This is a genomic window from Sphingobium sp. HWE2-09, from assembly GCF_035989265.1.
Lineage (GTDB): Bacteria > Pseudomonadota > Alphaproteobacteria > Sphingomonadales > Sphingomonadaceae > Sphingobium.
The window spans coordinates 2,559,881-2,580,669 of record NZ_JAYKZX010000003.1 but is presented as its reverse complement, the minus strand read 5'-3'; the positions used below and the strand labels follow the sequence as shown (position 1 = coordinate 2,580,669).

At 64.4% G+C, this 20,789-nt stretch carries 7 protein-coding genes; all 7 read left to right on the top strand.

The window, feature by feature from the left end:
- Window positions 1–13 precede the first annotated feature (13 nt).
- The 7 genes from U5A89_RS18025 (at window position 14) to U5A89_RS17995 (ending at window position 20,709) form a co-directional block, all read left to right on the top strand.
- Window positions 14–2,227 (top strand): hypothetical protein, encoded by a 2,214-nt coding sequence (locus U5A89_RS18025; protein WP_338162399.1) that lies wholly within the window; start codon window positions 14–16, stop codon window positions 2,225–2,227.
- Window positions 2,228–4,051 carry a hypothetical protein gene (locus U5A89_RS18020; protein WP_338162398.1) on the top strand — a complete coding sequence of 608 codons (1,824 nt, stop codon included), beginning with the start codon at window positions 2,228–2,230 and terminating at the stop codon, window positions 4,049–4,051. It abuts the gene before it with no gap.
- On the top strand, window positions 4,048–12,846 hold the full coding sequence (locus U5A89_RS18015) for a BapA/Bap/LapF family large adhesin (RefSeq protein ID WP_338162397.1): 8,799 nt from the start codon (window positions 4,048–4,050) through the stop codon (window positions 12,844–12,846). The genes U5A89_RS18020 and U5A89_RS18015 overlap by 4 nt, the downstream gene beginning before the upstream one ends.
- Window positions 12,847–12,972: 126 nt before the next feature.
- Window positions 12,973–14,295, top strand: a complete 1,323-nt coding sequence (locus tag U5A89_RS18010; protein ID WP_338162396.1) for a TolC family protein — start codon at window positions 12,973–12,975, stop codon at window positions 14,293–14,295.
- Window positions 14,292–16,448 carry a type I secretion system permease/ATPase gene (locus tag U5A89_RS18005; RefSeq protein WP_338162395.1) on the top strand — a complete coding sequence of 719 codons (2,157 nt, stop codon included), beginning with the start codon at window positions 14,292–14,294 and terminating at the stop codon, window positions 16,446–16,448. The genes U5A89_RS18010 and U5A89_RS18005 overlap by 4 nt, the downstream gene beginning before the upstream one ends.
- Complete coding sequence (locus tag U5A89_RS18000) at window positions 16,445–17,632, top strand: beta-barrel domain-containing protein (protein WP_338162394.1); 1,188 nt, start codon at window positions 16,445–16,447, stop codon at window positions 17,630–17,632. Before U5A89_RS18005 ends, U5A89_RS18000 begins: the two co-directional genes overlap by 4 nt.
- Window positions 17,629–20,709 carry a UDP-N-acetylmuramoyl-tripeptide--D-alanyl-D-alanine ligase gene (locus U5A89_RS17995; protein ID WP_338162393.1) on the top strand — a complete coding sequence of 1,027 codons (3,081 nt, stop codon included), beginning with the start codon at window positions 17,629–17,631 and terminating at the stop codon, window positions 20,707–20,709. Before U5A89_RS18000 ends, U5A89_RS17995 begins: the two co-directional genes overlap by 4 nt.
- Window positions 20,710–20,789: the final 80 nt, after the last annotated feature.

Below are 20,789 nucleotides of genomic sequence, written 5' to 3'. Positions count from 1 at the left end.
TCGGACGATACCGATGCCGATACCGATGCCGATGCAGATGCAGATGCAGATGCAGATGCTGATGCTGATGCAGATGCAGATGCAGATGCAGATGCTGACGCTGACGCTGACGCTGACGCTGACGCTGATGCGGATGCCGACGCTGACGCTGACGCTGATGCCGATGCCGATGCTGACGCTGATGCCGATGCGGATGCTGACGCCGATGCCGATGCCGATGCCGATGCCGATGCCGATGCTGACGCTGATGCGGATGCCGACGCTGACGCTGATGCCGATGCCGATGCCGATGCTGATGCAGATGCAGATGCTGATGCTGATGCAGATGCAGATGCAGATGCAGATGCAGATGCAGATGCTGATGCTGATGCTGATGCTGATGCTGATGCAGATGCAGATGCAGATGCAGATGCAGATGCAGATGCAGATGCTGATGCCGATGCCGATGCCGATGCGGATGCGGATGCAGATGCAGATGCTGATGCCGATGCGGATGCGGATGCTGACGCCGATGCCGATGCCGATGCAGATGCAGATGCAGATGCAGATGCTGATGCCGATGCGGATGCGGATGCGGATGCTGACGCCGATGCCGATGCCGATGCAGATGCAGATGCAGATGCTGATGCTGATGCTGACGCAGATGCGGATGCGGATGCAGATGCAGATGCTGATGCTGATGCTGATGCTGATGCTGATGCTGATGCTGATGCGGATGCTGATGCTGATGCTGATGCTGATGCGGATGCGGATGCGGATGCTGATGCTGATGCTGATGCTGATGCTGATGCGGATGCTGATGCGGATGCCGATGCTGATGCTGATGCTGATGCTGACGCCGACGCCGACGCTGACGCCGATGCCGACGCTGACGCTGATGCCGATGCGGATGCGGATGCTGACGCTGATGCCGATGCCGACGCAGACGCAGACGCAGACGCAGACGCAGATGCAGACGCCGATGCGGACGCCGATGCCGACGCTGATGCCGATGCCGATGCCGATGCCGACGCCGATGCTGACGCCGACGCCGACGCAGATGCTGATGCAGATGCAGATGCAGATGCAGATGCAGATGCAGATGCAGATGCTGACGCTGACGCTGACGCTGACGCTGACGCTGACGCTGACGCTGACGCTGACGCTGATGCCGATGCCGATGCTGATGCGGATGCCGACGCTGACGCTGATGCCGATGCCGATGCCGATGCCGATGCCGATGCCGATGCCGATGCTGACGCTGATGCGGATGCCGACGCTGACGCTGATGCCGATGCCGATGCGGATGCTGACGCCGATGCCGATGCAGATGCTGACGCTGACGCTGATGCCGATGCCGATACTGACGCCGATGCCGATGCCGATGCTGACGCGGATGCAGATGCTGATGCGGACGCGGATGCTGACGCTGATGCAGATGCAGATGCAGATGCAGATGCAGATGCCGACGCAGATGCTGACGCTGACGCTGACGCTGACGCTGACGCTGACGCTGACGCTGACGCTGACGCTGATGCGGATGCCGACGCTGACGCTGACGCTGACGCTGATGCCGATGCCGATGCTGACGCTGATGCCGATGCGGATGCTGACGCCGATGCCGATGCCGATGCCGATGCCGATGCCGATGCCGATGCTGACGCTGATGCGGATGCCGACGCTGACGCTGACGCTGATGCCGATGCCGATGCCGATGCCGATGCTGATGCAGATGCAGATGCAGATGCAGATGCAGATGCAGATGCAGACGCAGATGCAGATGCAGATGCCGATGCGGATGCAGACGCTGATGCTGATGCTGATGCTGATGCTGATGCTGATGCTGATGCTGACGCTGACGCTGACGCTGACGCGGACGCCGATGCTGACGCTGACGCTGACGCTGATGCAGATGCAGATGCAGATGCAGATGCAGATGCAGATGCAGATGCAGATGCAGATGCTGACGCTGACGCTGACGCTGACGCGGACGCCGATGCTGACGCTGACGCTGATGCAGATGCAGATGCAGATGCAGATGCAGATGCAGATGCAGATGCAGATGCTGATGCTGACGCTGACGCTGATGCCGATGCCGATGCCGATGCTGATGCTGATGCAGATGCAGATGCCGATGCCGATGCTGATGCCGATGCAGATGCAGATGCTGACGCCGACGCCGACGCCGACGCCGACGCCGACGCTGATGCGGATGCGGATGCCGATGCAGATGCAGATGCTGATGTAGATGCTGATGCTGATGCTGATGCTGATGCTGATGCTGATGCTGATGCTGATGCTGATGCTGATGCTGATGCTGATGCAGATGCAGATGCTGATGCTGATGCTGATGCTGATGCTGATGCTGACGCAGATGCAGATGCAGATGCTGATGCAGATGCAGATGCAGATGCAGATGCCGACGCCGATGCTGACGCTGACGCTGACGCGGACGCCGATGCTGACGCTGATGCAGATGCAGATGCAGATGCTGACGCTGATGCCGATGCCGATGCCGATGCTGATGCTGATGCAGATGCTGATGCAGATGCTGATGCAGATGCTGATGCCGATGCGGATGCCGATGCAGATGCAGATGCAGATGCTGATGCCGATGCTGATGCTGATGCGGATGCTGATGCAGATGCTGACGCTGATGCCGATGCAGATGCTGACGCTGATGCCGATGCAGATGCTGACGCCGATGCAGATGCTGACGCCGATGCAGATGCTGACGCCGATGCAGATGCAGATGCGGATGCCGATGCTGACGCTGACGCGGACGCCGATGCTGACGCTGACGCTGACGCGGACGCCGATGCCGACGCCGATGCTGACGCTGACGCTGACGCTGATGCCGACGCCGATGCTGATGCAGATGCAGACGCAGATGCGGATGCTGACGCTGACGCAGATGCCGACGCTGACGCTGATGCGGATGCGGATGCAGATGCGGATGCAGATGCTGATGCAGATGCTGATGCAGATGCTGATGCAGATGCTGATGCTGATGCAGATGCTGATGCAGATGCTGATGCAGATGCTGATGCAGATGCTGATGCTGATGCTGATGCAGATGCTGATGCTGATGCTGATGCTGATGCTGATGCTGATGCTGATGCTGATGCTGATGCTGATGCTGACGCTGACGCTGACGCTGACGCTGATGCAGATGCAGATGCAGATGCTGACGCTGATGCCGATGCCGATGCTGATGCAGATGCGGATGCAGATGCAGATGCTGATGCTGATGCTGATGCCGATGCCGATGCTGATGCTGATGCTGATGCAGATGCAGATGCAGATGCAGATGCAGATGCAGATGCCGACGCTGACGCTGACGCTGACGCTGACGCTGATGCAGATGCAGATGCTGACGCTGACGCTGATGCAGATGCTGACGCTGATGCCGATGCAGATGCTGACGCTGATGCCGATGCAGATGCTGACGCCGATGCAGATGCTGACGCCGATGCAGATGCAGATGCAGATGCTGATGCAGATGCGGATGCCGATGCTGACGCTGACGCGGACGCCGATGCCGATGCTGACGCTGACGCTGATGCCGACGCCGATGCAGATGCTGATGCAGATGCCGATGCAGATGCAGATGCAGATGCGGATGCTGACGCTGACGCAGATGCGGATGCGGATGCAGATGCTGATGCAGATGCTGACGCAGATGTGGATGCTGATGCTGATGCTGATGCTGATGCTGATGCTGATGCTGATGCAGATGCAGATGCAGATGCAGATGCAGATGCTGATGCTGATGCAGATGCTGATGCAGATGCTGATGCTGATGCTGATGCTGATGCAGATGCTGACGCTGACGCTGACGCAGATGTGGATGCCGATGCAGACGCTGATGCTGATGCCGATGCCGATGCAGACGCAGATGCAGATGCAGATGCTGATGCTGACGCTGACGCAGATGCTGATGCTGACGCTGACGCTGATGCAGATGCGGATGCCGACGCTGATGCTGACGCTGATGCGGATGCTGATGCGGATGCGGATGCTGATGCAGATGCAGACACCGACGAACCAGCACCGCCTACCGCCAGCTTGAACGCAACGGGGACGGTCTGCTCGGGCACGGCCGAAGCCAATGCGACGGTGCAGATCCGTAATGCGGCCGGCGATTTGCTCGGCAGCGGAGTGGCGGATGCGGATGGAAATTACGCCATCGATCTCGATACGCCGCTCACCAATGGCGAGGCGGTCACCGTCACGCAGATCGATGCCGCGGGCAATGTGTCGCCGCCCACGGCCGCGTTCGCGCCCGACCTGACGGCGCCTGCCGCGCCCGACGCTACTTTGGAGAGTTCAACCAGCGTCACCGGCACGGGGGAGCCTGGCGCGACCATTACCGTTTACGATGCTGCCGGTAGGGCGCTGGGCACGAGCCAGGTCGGGACCGACGGCATCTACAGCGTGGCGCTGGACACGCCGCAAAATAATGGCGAGCGGTTGACCGTCAGCCAGACGGACGCGGCGGGCAACGTGTCCGACCCCGTCTTCCTGACCGCGCCGGATGGAACCGCGCCCCAGGCGCCCACCGCGATCATCGGCAATGATGGCCTGTCCATCACCGGCATGGGCGAGCCGGGCGCCAATATCCGCATCTATAACGCCACCGGCGTACTCATCGGCACCGCAGTCGTGCTGGACGACGGCAGTTATGTCGCCACGCTGGACGAAGCGCAGAGCAATGGGCAGGCGCTGACGGTGACGCAGACCGATGCGGCCGGGAACGAATCCACCCCGACCATCATCACCGCGCCCGACCTGGATGCGCCAACTGCGCCCGTGGCAAATGTGGCGCCGGACGGCACGACCATAACCGGCACAGGCGAGGCGGGTGCCGTCATCGACGTGCGCGATGCGCAAGGGGCGCTGATCGGCAGCGATGTCGTGCGCCTCGACGGCAGCTATAGCGTCACGCTGGTGCCGCCGCAGACCAATGGCGAAAGCTTGTCGGTGACCCAGATCGACGGCGCAGGCAATATATCCGATCCGATCGACGTGACGGCGCCGGACATCACGGCGCCCGACGCGCCCACCGCAACGATCGCGACCGATGGTTCGGCGATCACCGGCCGTGGTGAGATCGGCGCGACGATCATTGTCCGGAATGCGAGCGGGACCGCCATCGGCACGGCGACTGTGGACGACAATGGCGATTATGTGGTCGCGTTCGATCCCCCGCTGGTCGATGGGGAGGTGCTGAGCGTCACGCAAAGCGATGCCGCCGGCAACATATCGCCCTCCATCCCGTTGACGGCCCCCGATACCACCCCGCCGCCTGCGCCGACCGCGACGATCGAGGGGACGGGAACGGTCGTAACCGGGACTGGTGTGGCCGGATCGACGGTGGAAGTGCGCGCCGCCGATGGCGCGCTGCTTGGCAGTGGCGTGGTGAATGCGCAGGGCAATTACACGGTCAGCTTGACCCCGCCGCAGCTGGATGGCGAGCCACTGAACGTGACCCAGGCGGATGCCACGGGCAATATATCCGATCCGACGGCGATCTTCGCCCCGGACATCACAGCGCCCGGTGCGCCCACGGCGATGATCGCGACCGATGGTTCGGCGATCATCGGTCGCGGTGAGGCCGGTGCCACTGTCGTTGTCAGGGATGCGAACGGGATCGCCATCGGCACCGCGACCGTGGACGACAATGGCGATTATGTGGTCGCATTCGACCCCGCGCTGATCGACGGGGAAGTGCTGGGCGTTACGCAAAGCGATGCGGCGGGCAATATATCGCCCTCCAACCCGCTAACCGCGCCGGACTTCACCCCGCCGCCTGCGCCGACCGCGACGATCGACGGGACCGGCACGGTGGTGACCGGATCGGTCGTGTCCGGCACGGGCGTCATCGGATCGACGATCGAAGTGCGCGCCGCCGACGGCACGCTGCTCGGCAGCGGCGTGGTCGATGCGCAGGGCAATTATACCGTGACGCTCACGACGCCCCAAGTGGATGGCGAACCGCTGGCGGTCAGGCAGCTCGATCCGGCAGGCAATGCGTCCGATCCGACGGCAATCACCGCACCGGACATCACGGCGCCCGATGCGCCCACCGCGACGATCGCGACCGATGGGTCTTCGATCACCGGCCGCGGTGAAATTGGCGCGACCATCACGGTAAGGGATGTGAACGGGACCGCCATCGGTACGGCGATCGTGGACGAGAATGGTGACTATGTGGTCGTGTTCGACCCTGCGCTGGTCGATGGCGAAGTGCTGGGCGTCACGCAAGGCGATGTCGCGGGCAACATATCGCCCTCCATCCCGCTGACGGCGCCGGACTTCACCCCGCCGCCTGCGCCGACCGCCACGATCGACGGAACGGGATCGGTCGTCACCGGATCGGTCGTATCCGGCACGGGCGTCATCGGATCGACGATAGAGGTGCGCGCGGCCGACGGCACGCTGCTCGGCAGCGGCGTGGTCGATGCGCAGGGCAATTATACCGTGACGCTCACGACGCCGCAGGTGGATGGCGAACCATTGGCGGTCAGGCAGCTCGATCCGGCAGGCAATGCGTCCAGCCCCACGGCGATCACCGCCCCGGACCTGACGCCGCCCGATGCACCGACTGCGACGATCGCGACCGATGGGTCTTCGATCAGCGGCACCGGTGAGATCGGCGCGACCATCACCGTCAGGGATGTGTCCGGCACCATCGTCGGCACGACGATCGTGAATGAGGATGGCGATTATATCTTCCTGCTGAACCCCGCCCGGGTCGATGGCGAAGTGCTGGGCGTCACCCAGAGCGATACCGCAGGCAATGCGTCGTCCGGCATAACCGTCACGGCCAATGATACCACGGCGCCGCCCGCCCCGACCGCGGCGATCGACGATACCGGCCGGATCGTGTCAGGCACCGGCGTGGCCGGATCGACGGTGGAGGTGCGGACGACCGACGGCACGCTGCTGGGCAGCGCCACCGTCAATGCGCAGGGCAATTATACTGTCCTGTTGTCGCCGCCGCAGGTGGACAGCGAGCCGCTGGTCGTGACCCAGGCGGATGCCGCCAATAATGTGTCCGACCCTGCCAATGTGACTGCGCCCGACCTGACCGCGCCGGAACCGCCAACCGCAATCATCGCCGGGGATGGCGCTTCGATGAGCGGTACGGGTGAAAATGGCGCGACCATCACCATTACCGATCCGACCGGCGTGGTGATCGGCATCGCAACGGTTGATGCGGACGGCAACTGGAGCACGGGCCTTGCGCCGCCGCAGACCCATGGCGAGTCGCTTGTCGTCGTGCAGAGCGATACCGCAGGCAATGAATCGCCCGAACTCCTTGTCGACGCCCCGAATCTGAGCGGACCCGAAGCGCCCGAACCGGTCACAGCGGTCATTTCCGCCGATGGCACCACGGTATCGGGCACTGGCGAAGTCGGTGCGACGGTCACCGTGACCGGTCCGGGCGGCGTACCGCTTGGGTCGGCCACCGTGGGCGGCGACAATGGCTACAGCATCACGCTGGACCCGGCGCAGGCCAATGGCGAAAAGCTGGTCGTCGTGCAGACCGATACGGACGGCAACAGTTCCGTACCGGTGATCCTGACGGCACCCGACATCACTGAACCCGCGGCACCCACGGCGCAGATCGACGCCACCGGCACCGTCGTGACCGGATCGGGCGAAAAGGGTGCGACCGTGACGGTGCGCGATGCTGGCGGCGGGCTGATCGGCACGGCGATCGTCGATGCCCAGGGCCGTTATGTCGTAACGCTGACGCCGCCCCAGACGGACGGCACGCAGCTGAGCGTCACGCAAAGCGATGCGGCAGGCAATGAATCCGATCCCACCAATGTGGTGACGCCGGATCTGCAGGCGCCCGATGCGCCCGCCGGAACGGTAACGCCAGATGGCACGGCGGTGACGGGCACGGGCGAAGCTGGTGCGACCATCACCGTCACCGGTGCGGATGGCACGGTGCTGGGATCGGCGATCGTGGCCGACGGTGGCAGCTATAGCGTCACCCTCGACCCGGTGCAGGCCAATGGTCAGGCGCTGACGCTGGTCCAGACTGATGGCGCTGGCAACGCCTCGCCCCAGGTGCCGATCACCGCGCCCGACATCACGGCGCCCGATGCGCCGACCGGGACGGTGATCCCTGACGGCACGGCAGTGACGGGCACGGGTGAGGCTGGCGCGACGATCAGCATCACCGACGCCACTGGAACCGTGCTGGGCACGGCGACGGTCGGCATCAACGGCGCCTATATCGTCACGCTGTCGCCGCCGCAGGTGAATGGCGAGATCTTGACCATCGTTCAGACCGACGCGGCCGGCAATGCCTCGGCGGATATCGACGTGACCGCGCCGGACATCACCGCGCCCGACGCGCCGACCGGCACGATCGCGCTGGATGGCACGGACATCACGGGCACGGGTGAGGCCGGGGCCACGATCACCGTCACCAATGCGGCCGGAATCGTGCTGGGCACGACGACGGTCGCCCCCGACGGCAACTATAGCGTCACCCTCGACCCAGCGCAGGCGAACGGCCAGGCGCTGACGCTGGTCCAGACCGATGGCGCTGGCAATGCCTCGCCCCAGGTGCCGATCACTGCGCCCGATATCACAGCCCCCGATGCGCCTACCGGAACCGTGACCCCCGATGGCACGGCGGTGACGGGCACGGGTGAAGCTGGCGCAACGATCAGCGTCACCGATGCGACCGGGACCATATTGGGCACGGCGACGGTCGGCGTGAATGGCAGCTATATCGTGACGCTGTCCACGCCGCAGGTGAACGGCGAAACGCTGGGCATCGTGCAGACCGATGCGGCAGGCAATGCGTCGGGTGAGGTCGATATCCTGGCCCCGGACATCACCGCGCCCGATGCGCCGACCGGTACGATCGCGCCCGACGGTGCGGCCATATCCGGGACGGGCGAGGCAGGCGCGACGATCAGCGTCGCCAACGCCGCCGGTACGGTGCTGGGCACGACGACCGTCGCAGCCAATGGCGACTATAGCGTTACCCTCACTCCGCCGCAGGTGAATGGGGAACCACTCACGCTGATCCAGAGCGATACCGCAGGCAATGTGTCGCCGATCGTTCCGATCACGGCTCCCGACATAACGGCCCCCGCAGCGCCCACCGGCACGGTAACGTCCGATGGCGCGACGGTGACGGGCAGTGGGGAAGCGGGGGCTACGATCACCATCACCGATCCGCTCGGCGCTATTATCGGCACCACGACGGTGGCCGCCAATGGCAGCTACAGCGCTACGCTGACGCCGCCGCAGGTGAATGGCGAAACGCTGGGCATCACCCAGGCGGACGTGTCGGGCAATGTTTCGGCCAATGTCCCGACGATCGCGCCCGATATCACCGCGCCCACGGCTCCGACCGGTACAGTGACGGCCGACGGCACGACGGTGAACGGGACGGGCGAAGCGGGCGCGACGATCACCATCACCAATCCACTGGGCGCCGTCATCGGCACGGCGACGGTGGCGGCCAATGGCGACTATAGCGCAACCCTGACACCGCCGCAGGTGAATGGCGAGACGCTGGGCATCACCCAGGCCGATACGGCTGGTAATATCTCGCCTAACGTCCCGACGATCGCGCCCGATATCACCGCGCCCACGGCTCCGATCGGCGCAGTGACGACTGACGGCACGACGATAAACGGCACGGGCGAAGCGGGTGCGACGATCACTATCACCGACCCGCTCGGTGCCGTCATCGGGACGGCGACGGTGGCCGCCAACGGCAGCTATAGCGCGACTCTGACGCCGCCGCAGGTGAATGGCGAAACGCTGGGCATCACGCAGGCGGATGCGGCAGGCAATGTCTCGCCGCTCGTGACCACCCTGGCCCCCGATAGCACGGCACCCGCCGCGCCGACTGGCAGCGTCACCACCGGCGGCACGATCGTCTCCGGCACCGGCGAACCCGGCGCGACCATCCGCATCACCAATGCGGCGGGCGTGACGCTGGGCATCGCGATCGTGGCGGCCAATGGCGCCTATAGCGCGACGCTGACGACGCCGCAGACCAATGGCGAGAAACTGACGCTGGTCCAGGCGGACGCCGCAGGCAATGTCTCGCCGCAGGTGCCGCTGACCGCACCAGACACGACGGCGCCCCTCGCGCCGACCGCCGCGATTGCCGCCAATGGCGGCGCGGTGAACGGGCAAGGCGAAGCAGGCGCGACAGTAACCGTCAGAAACGCTGGCGGCACCGTGCTTGGCACGGCGCTCGTGGCCGCCAACGGCACCTATGTGGTCGCGCTGGTCCCGCCGCTGCTCAATGGCGAGCAACTGACCGTCACGCAGGCGGATGGGGCAGGCAATGGCTCACCCAATATCGCGGTGACCGCGCCCGACCACACGCCGCCCGTCGCCCCGACGGGGGCCGTGTCGCCGACTGGCACGGTGGTGACGGGTATGGGCGAAGCGGGCGCCACGGTGACGGTGACGAACGCGGCTGGCGTGGCGATCGGCAGCGCGGTGGTCGCGGCCGACGGCACCTATTCGGTGAGCTTGACCCAGGCGCAGGCCAATGGCGAAACGGTCGGCATTGTCCAGACCGATGCGGCGGGCAACATATCGACCCAGACCAATGTCATTGCGCCGGACATCACCGCACCATCGGCACCCGCCAATCTGGCGGTCGATGGCGCCGGCCTGACGCTGACCGGCGTTGGGGAGGCTGGGGCGACGGTCCAGGTGCGCAATGGGTCGGGCACGGTGATCGGCACCGGACAGGTCGGATCGGATGGCCGATTCTCGGTCATCCTGTCCAGCCCGCAGGTCGGCGGCCAGAATCTGACCGTTACCCAGACCGATGCGGCAGGCAACCAGTCCAATCCGGCCGCCGTCGGCGCACCGTTCGATATCGCGGCGTTCGATAACAGCACGATCGCCCTCGTCGACCTGTTGCCGGTGTCGAGCGCGGTCAATCATGGCAATGCGGCCTATCTCGCGCTTGTGTCGCTGGGCGCGCTTAACCTTCAGGCGCAGGTGCTCGCCATCCCCAGCGTGCAGTTCACGGTGGCGGACGGACACAGCTTCAACGGCGTCTTCACCTATGATGCGACGCTCAGCATCGGGGTCGCCAGCGGCTATTCGGTGGCGGTACAGCGCTGGAACGGATCGCAATGGGTCGCAGTGGGCGGCGGCAATGGCGCCTCCCTGCTGCAAATCACCCTGCTGAATGGCGATCTGGTGAGCACGGAGACGCTGGGGCCGGGCCAATATCGCGCCTTCGTCACGTTCGACGGGGCGCTGGGCGTCGGCCTGCTGGGGTCGCTCAATGTAGCGGGGACGGACTCCGACTTTACCGACATTGGCGGGATCGTGCCGCAGCAGATCCAGGGCAATGTCATTACCGACCCCAGCCCCGACGTGCATGTCGATATCGTCAGTCCGCAGACCGTGATCCAGAGCGTCACCGTCAATGGCGTGACCACGGCGGTCAACGCGAACGGCACGGTGGTGAACGGGGCGTTCGGCCGGTTGGTCATCAATCTGGACGGCAGCTACACCTACACCCCGTCGCCGACCGCCGCGTCGATCGGCAAGACGGACGTGTTCCAATATACGCTGATCGACCGGAGCGATGGCGAGACGGAGACGGCGTCCCTGTCGATCTCCATCGGCAGCGACGACATCACGGCAGCACCGATCGCCAATGCCGATGTGGCGAACGCGTCGGTCCGCTATCAGAATGTCGTGCAGACCGTGCCGACCGCGCAGGACTTCACCTTCACCACGCCCGGCACGGTCGCCGTGCCGGTCACCCGGTCCGGTTCCGACAGCTTCACCGTGGCGGCGAACAGCGAAGCGGACATCACCATCACGGTGATCCGGGGCGGTACGCTGACGCTGCTGCCGACTTACACCATAACGGTGAAGAATGCGGCGGGCGCCACAGTCGGCAGCTATACGGCGACATCGGTCGCAGGCTTGCCGCTGGGATCGGGCATCACCCATACGTTCGAAGATCTGCCCGCAGGCACCTACACCTATACAGTGTCGAGCACCAACGTGCTGGGCACCGGCTATGGATCGACCGTCTATATCGGCGAGAGCATTACCTATCTCGACCAGTTCCGCGTGTCGGGGGTGACCGGCACGCAGGGCGAACTGCTTGCCAACGATGCGCCCGGTACCGCCTTTGCGGTCGTAAAGGTCGGCACCGGCAGCGGTTTTGTCGAGGTGGGCGAGACGCCGATCACGATCAACGGCGTATATGGCACGCTAACGGTCAACGAAACCGGCCATTACACCTACACGCCCAGCAGCACCATGCCGCATTCGACGGTCAATCTGGTGGACAGTTTCACCTACCAGATCGTTCAGCCCAACGGCGTATCCGCCACCGCCACGCTGAGCGTGACGATCAATGTCGGCACTGGTACAACCTCGTCGCTGATGGCGATCGAGGAGGCGAATATGCAGGGCGACGAAGCGGTGGCGGCTGCCAGCGAGGACACGCATCATTTGGTCGGTGCGCGGTCCGAGCCGGTGGCAACGGACACGCATGATCCTGCGACTGACAGGGCTGTCCCTGCCGAAGCGACGGGTCTGCCCGATGCGGCAGCGGACGCGGATCATGCGGATGCGGCTGTGTCCGACGATGTGCTGGGCGAATTGGCCTATCAGATGTTCGAAGGGCAGGGCGTGCTGGAAAATGTCCTGTCCGCCTATCTCGATCGCCAGCCGCTCCCTGCGACGGCCGATCCGCGTTCCACGGTAGATAGCGGCCCGGACAGCGTCGACCTGACGCCGGTGGATATGCCGCAAGATCCGTTGGGATATTTGTCGACATCGGATGATATCGAAAAGCATAATGTGAACAACGGACATGTAATTTGAATAATTGAGAAATACATCCGTTTCGACATCGATATAGATGACAATGGATGACAAACGTGTTTGCGTTATCATCTTGGTAACCTGTCAAACCGATGCTGGTCACAACTAGATGAGGATGTGACCAGCATGGAAAGCCCGTTCCATGTCGGCAAAGTCTATCTATGGCTTGTCGGCAGCGCCCTGGCTTCGGCCGCGCCCGCGCAGACGGGATCAGGACCGGACAATGCCGGACTGATCACCTGGGAAGCAGCCGCGCGCGAGGCGATCGCCTGGCACCCCGCCTTGACCGTGGCGGCGGGCGAACTCAATGCGCGCGGCGAAGAGGTGAATGTCGCCCGGGCGGGCTATTCGCCCCAGATCAGCGCAGGCCTCGCCACCGGCTATGACAGCCGTCTGACCGGCGACTGGCGCCCGCGACCCCAGATCAATGCGTCCCAGATGATCTTCGATTTCGGCAAGGTGTCGAGCGCGGTGGAGGGCGCCCGGGCGGGCACGCGCGTGGGTGAGGCGGAAATGCTGCTGGCGATCGACGGTCTGGTCCGCGAAACCGGCTATGCGATGATAGAGGTGCAGCGCGGCGAAGCGCTTTATCAGGTGGCGATGGATCAGCTGGAGCGGATCCGCGCTATCAGCGGCCTGGTCGATAGCCGCGTGACCAAGGGCGCGGCGACCCGGTCGGACGGCCTGCAGGCGCAGGCGCGGGTGGAGGCGGTAATCGCCACCCTGTCGCAGATCGAGGCGGCGCGCCGCCGCTGGTCCAGCAACCTGGCCTATCTGCTGGGCCGATCGGAGCCGCCGCGTCAGGTCGATGCGGATGTGCCCGGCTGGCTGATGGCGGCCTGTCGGCAGCCGCCCCCCGACTGGGACGATGTGCCCGCCGTCATGGTCGCAGACGCACAGCGGGACCAGGCTGTGGCGGACCTCAAGCGTCGCAAGGCCGAACAATGGCCGACCGTCTCCATCGGCGGCACCAGCACGATCGACGTGTCCGATCCCTTGTCCAAACGGCGCAGCGCATATTCGTTGGGGTTCAACGTGACCAGCAACGTGTTTGGCGGCGGGATCAGCAAGGCGCGGGTGCGCGGCGCGTCCTATGCGCTGGACGCGGCCGACGCCGCGATCGATCGCGCCCGCAACGACACGGCCCAGCGCCTGGCGGAGGCGCAGCAGCAGATCGACAGCCTGAACGCGCTCCTAAAGACGCTGGCATCGCGCCAGAATAATATGGACGAAACCGGCAAACTCTACCGGCTGCAATATCTGGAAATGGGCACCCGCACGCTGGTCGATCTGCTCAACGCTGAGCAGGAATTCCAGCAGGTGCGTTTCGAAGCGGCCAACGCCGTGCACGACCTGCGGCGGCTCCAGCTTGATTGCCTCTATAATTCGGGCCGCACGCGGGCGGCTTTCCATCTCACCGGGACGGTGGTGCGCGGAGTGACGCTATGAATGCCCTGCCGCCGATCCGCCCGACCGTCAGCGCCGTGGCGATCGACGCCTGGCTGGAGTTGCTGCAACAGGTCGCGCGCCATTATGGCCTGCCCAATAGCGAACAGGGCGCAAAGCTGGCGGGGCTATGGTCGGGAACCGACGGGGAGCAGGCCAAGGTGCGCGGCATGGCGCGCGCGCTGGGCCTGTCGGTCCGCTTCAAGACGCCCGGCGTCGGCGAGCGATTGTCGGGTTGGCGGCTGCCGATGATCGTGCGGATGAGCGACGGCGCCTTGGCGCTGGTGACCGCGATCGGCGAGGATGGCGAAGCGACGCTGAGCCTGGCGGGCGAAGGCGGACTGCGCGCCCATATGGCAATTGCCGACGTGGCGCGCGGCGCGACCCTGTTCGCCGTCGCCCGGCCGGTGCGGGCCGCGCCCGATGCGCGGGTGGACCCCTATATTCACCATTATGAAGAGAACTGGCTGCGTCGCATTCTCTATCAGGATGGCCGGTCCTACGGCCATGTGATGGTCGCATCCTGCATCGCCAATATATTGGGCCTGTCGGGCGTCATCTTCTCGATGCAGGTCTATGACCGGGTGGTGCCCGCGGAATCCTATCCTACGCTCTATATATTGGCGTTCGGCGTGGCGATGGCGATCGGCTTCGACTTCCTGCTGCGTCGGCTCCGCATGAACATCGTGGACGTGCTGGGCAAGCGGGCGGATTTGCGCATGTCGGACAAGGTGTTCGGCCACGCCCTGCGCGTGCGCAACCGGGCGCGGCCGACCTCCACCGGCACCTTCATCGCCCAGTTGCGCGATCTGGACCAGGTGCGCGAATTGCTGACGTCCACCACCGTGGCGGCGATCGCGGACCTGCCCTTTTTCCTCATCTTCCTCGTCATTCTGTGGTTCATCGGTGGGCCGCTGGTGCTGGTGCCGATCGCGGCGCTGATCCTGCTGGTGCTGCCGGGCCTGCTCGCGCAACGGCGATTGCGCGCCTATGCGACTGCGTCGATGCGCGAATCCTCGCTGCGTAACGCCCTGTTGGTGGAGGCGGTGCAGGGGATCGAGGATATCAAGTCGTTGCAGGCCGAAGAGCGGTTCCAGCAGCATTGGAACCGCTATAATGCCGAAGCGGGCGAAGCGCAGTTGAAGCTGCGCGGCCTGACCAACGGCCTGACGGTCTGGACGCAGAATGTGCAGAACGGCGTCTATGCCGGGATCGTGTGCGTCGGCGCGCCGATGGTGATCGCGGGCGACATCACGACCGGCGCGCTGGTCGCCTCGTCCATCCTGGGATCGCGGATGATGGCGCCGATGTCGCAGGTGACCGCGCTGCTCAGCCGTTTCCAGCAGTCCAAGGTCGCGATCGGCAGCCTCAACCAGATTATGGGTTTGCCGGTCGATCGCCCGGACGACGAACATCGCATTTCGGTCAATGCGATCGCGGGATCGATGTCGATCCAGGGCGGCGTATTCAGCTATGCCGATCCCAACAGTCCCCCCGCGCTGACCGTGCCCGAACTGGAGATCGCAGCAGGCGAAAAGATCGCCCTGCTGGGCCGCAACGGCGCTGGCAAATCGACCCTGCTCCAGGCGCTGTCGGGCATGTTGCAGCCGGTGTCGGGCGAAGTGCTGATCGACAATCTGGCGCTGCACCATATCGATCCCAACGACCTGCGCCGCGACGTCAGTTTCCTGTCGCAGCATAGCCGGCTGTTCCACGGCACCATCCGGGAGAATCTGACCCTAGGCGCGCCGGACGTGTCCAATGAGGAAATCCTCTCCATGCTGGCGATGACCGGCGCGATCCAGTTCGTCCGCCGCCTGCGCAGCGGGCTGGAGCATGTGATCCTGGAAGGAGGGCAAAGCCTGTCGGGCGGGCAGATCCAGTCGCTACTGCTGGCGCGGCTGCTGCTGCGGCATCCCCGGGTCGCGCTGCTGGACGAACCGACCGCCGCGATGGACGAAGTGTCGGAACGCCACTTCATCGACGGCCTTAAAAACTGGGCGCAGGGCCGGACATTGGTGATCGCGACCCACCGGATGCGCGTGCTGGAACTGGTCGACCGGGTGATCGTAATCGACAATGGCGCGATCCTGCTCGACCAGCCCAAGGATGCAGCGCTGCGCACCATGCAGGCGAACCGGGCGAGGGTGGCATGAACGCGACCGCGATCGATGACGAATGGCAATTCGATGACGAAGGGCGCAGCCGCATCACTGGCGCGACCCGGCTGTTGTGGATGGTCGTCGCCCTGTTCGTCGCCGCCTTCACCTGGGCCTGGTTCGCCAAGCTGGATGAGGTCGCCAGCGGCAGCGGGCGCGTGGTGCCGACCAGCCGGGAACAGATCATCCAGTCGCTGGAAGGCGGCATATTGGCCAAGCTGATGGTCAAGCAGGACGATATCGTGAAACCGGGGCAGATATTGGCACAGCTCGATCCCACCCAGGCGGGATCGACCGTGGACGAAAGCGCCGCCAAATATCGCGCCGCCCTGGCCAGCGCAGCGCGGTTGCGGGCGGAAGTGACCAGTTCGGCCATCGAATTTCCCCGCGAACTCGATGCCTATCCCGACCTCAAGGCGTCGGAAACGCGCCTCTATCAGGACCGGCGGCAAAGCCTGGCAAGTTCGGACCGGCTGATCGATGAATCGCTCGCGCTGATCACCAAGGAAGTCGGCATCGGTGAATCGCTGATCGCCGTGGGCGCGGCCAGCAATGTCGAAGTGCTGCGACTGAAACGCCAGCGCGCCGAACTGGCGCTCAAGAAAGCCGATCTGCGCTCGCAATATCTGGTCGAGGCGCAACAGGATCTGGCAAAGGTCAGCGAAGAGGTGGAAGCGCTGGCCCCGGTCGTGCGCGGCCGGTCCGACACGCTCAAGCGCCTGACCCTCCGCTCCCCGGTGCGCGGCATCGTCAAGAGCATCGAGGTGTCCACCATCGGCGGGGTCGTGTCCCCCAATGGCGAGATCATGCAGATCGTGCCGCTGGACGACCAGCTGCTGATCGAGGCACGGATTTCCCCGCGCGACATCGCCTTCATCCATCCCGATCAGCGCGCCACGGTCAAGATCACCGCTTATGACTATGCCATCTATGGCGGGTTGGAAGGCCAAGTGTCGAGCATCTCTCCCGACACGATCAAGGATGAGGTGAACCCGGAAATCTATTATTATCGCGTCTTCGTACGGACCAAATCGGTGGCGCTGGTGAACAAGGCGGGCAAACGCTTTCCCATCGTGCCCGGTATGATCGCCACCGTCGATATCCACACCGGCAGCAAGACGGTGCTGCAATATCTGCTCAAACCCCTCAACCGCGCGCGCGAAGGACTGCGCGAACGATGAGGGCGACGTTGGAGAAGCGACTGGCAATCATCGGTGATCGGGTGCGCCGCGCCCCGACCATCATGATCGACGGCGCACCGCGATCGGTGCTGTTCTTCTCCTTCACCAACGGCGCCACGCGCGCGCGAACCATGACCGTTTCCGGGCCGGACGCGGACAGTTGCTGGCAGTCCGCCTTGCCCCGGTTGCGGGCGGCGGGCGATCAACTGGACTGGCTGCGCGTCGATTGGGTCCGCGCGGTCGAACGGACCGACTGGGGCAGCCTGCGCCAGCGGCTGGGCGCGACCAAGCGCAATTATTTCCGCCTTGGCATCGCACTGGATGCGCGGCTGGAGCAGGCGTTCCTGGAAACGGAGGTCAACGCCAACGCCATGCTCTATGGCGGGAAGGGGCATCCGACCGCGACCGTCAATGAAGCGAATTTTCTGCGTTACGCCCGATTGCGCCATGGCATCGATAAAATCGATTTCAGCGACCAAGCTCCCGTCTGGCTGTTTTCGACCGCCGGTCTGTTCCTGGACGCGGATGGCGTCATCCACGCGATCAGCGGACATGGGCGCAACGCGGGGCGGCGGACGGTGGAGCGGCTCGACCCTGACCTGTTGCTGCGCCTGATCGACGATGGCAGCATCTATCTGGCGTCGCAGGTGCAGGATGACGGTCGCTTCCACTATGGCTGGCACCCCTGTTTCGACCGCGAGATCGCGGCCTATAACAGCCTGCGCCACGCCAGCAGCAGCTATGCGATGCTCGAAAGCTGGGAAGTGACGCGCGATCCCGTCCTGCTCGCCGCGATCGAACGGGCGCTTGCCTATCTGGAGCATGAGCTGATCCGCCCATTGGTTCTGCCGGACGGGACGCAGGCGGCGTTCCTGATCGATCCGGGTAACGAGATCAAGCTGGGCGGCAATGCTGTCTGCCTGCTGGCGCTGGTCAAATATAGCGAATTGATGGCGAACGACCGTTATCGGGCGCTGCTCGATCGGCTGGCGGCGGGCATAGTGTACATGCAGGACGCCGATAGCGGCGGCTTCGTCCATGTGCTCGACTATCCCACGCTGGCGGTGAAGCAACCGTTCCGCATCATCTATTATGATGGCGAGGCGGCCTTCGGCCTCATGCGGCTCTACGGCCTGACCGGTGATCCGCGCTGGATCGACGCAGTGGCTCTGGCCTTCACTCATTTTATCGCGGCAGGCCATGCATCGGCGCACGACCATTGGCTGGGCTATTGCGCTAACGAGCTGACCCGCCATCGGCCGGAGGAAGCCTGGTTCCGCTTCGGCCTCGACAATATCCGCGACTATCTCGACTTCGTGGAAAACCGCATCACGACCTTCCCGACGCTGCTGGAACTCATGATGGCGGCGCAGCAGATGATCGCGCGCCTGTCCACCGATCCCGATCATGGGCATTTGCTGGACAGCATCGACCTGCCCACATTCCACCGCGCGATGCACGCGCGGGCGCATTATCTGCTCAACGGTCATTTCTGGCCGGAACTGGCGATGTTCTTCGCCAATCCGCGCCGGATCGTCGGCAGCTTCTTCATCCGTCACCACGCCTTTCGCGTGCGCATCGATGATGTCGAACATTATCTGTCCGGCCTGATCGCCTACCGCCGCCATCTGCAGGATGAGAAGGAACAGGACGCAGCGCCGGAACCCGGCTGGACCGCGCGCAGCATCATGCAGGCGACGGGCGGTCGATGGATGGCACCGCCGCCCGCCGACTGGCGCGCACACGGTCTGTGCATCTACGCGCCCAGCTTTCGGGCGGGCGATATGGCCGTCGTGCAGGGCCGGGACGGCGAGCGTGGCCTGACCCGCACGCGGATGGATGCGCTGACGCCGCGCCCGGCCGCCATCATCACCAGCGCGCCCGATCGCCTGCCCGCCACGGACACGCCGGTGCTGGCGGTGGCGGACACGGACGACGCGATCCTGGCGCTTGCCCGTCATGCGCGCGCGGCGATGACGGGCAAGCTGATCGGCGTCACCGGCAGCGCGGGCAAGACCAGCATGGTCGCCATGCTGGCGCAGGCGCTGCGTCCCTTCGGCGATGTCGGGGAGACGCGGCTCAACGCCAACCTCCCCCATGGCATCGCCTGGAACCTTGCCTCCATCCCCTGGGACACGCCGCATATCGTCATGGAACTGGCGATCGGCCGGATGCGGCAGAACGCGCTGCTGACCCGCCCCGATGTCGCGGTCTTCACCAATATCGCGCCCGCGCATCTGGAATATCATCACGATCTCGCCACGGTCGCCCGGCGCAAGAGCGCGATGTTCGAAGGGATGGCGCCCGGCAGCGTCGCCATCCTCAATGCCGATATGGCGGAACTGCCCCGCGTGCGCGCGATGGCGCTGGCCCGCGATCTGCGCGTCATTACTTATGGCGAAGCGGCGGATGCCGATTTCCGGTTGATCGACCAGCAGGCGGGGCGGGTGCAGGTGCAGACGCCCGTGGCTTTACTCGATTATGCGTTGCAAGCGCCCGGACGGCATATGGCGCTCAACAGTCTGGCCGTGCTCGCCACCCTATCCGCCCTGTCGCTGGACGCGGGGCAGGCGATGGATGCCCTGGCGGCGTTCCGCCCATTGGCGGGACGTGGCGAGACGCTGGCGCTGACGATCGGGGGACGGCGGATTACCCTGATCGACGACGCCTATAATGCCAATCCCGCCTCCATGGCGGCCGCGCTTGCCCTATTGGGCGCGCGCACCGGCGGTCGGCGCATCGCCATCCTAGGCGAAATGCTGGAGTTGGGACCGGATGCAGCCAAATATCATGGGGCGCTGGCGTCGCTGATCGGCGATCACGGCATTGATTGCGTGCATGTGGTCGGAGCGCTGTTCGCACCCGTCTGGGCGGGCCTGCCGGTCGCTTGTCGCGGACTATATGCCGACCATGTCGATCAGCTCCACGCCCATCTCAAGGCCGTGACGCAGGATGACGACATCATCCTGATCAAAGGATCGCATGGCAGCGGACTGCATATGTTGGTCGATCAGTTGAAGGCTGATGCGCAGCCCATGCACCACGATAGCAGGGAGAAATTTTCTGTCGCAATGTAGTAATAAAATTACGACTTTGAAGATTGTGTTAAGTTAGCTTGCCCAGCTTCGGGCTTGCTCCACGAACCGCAATGCAAGGA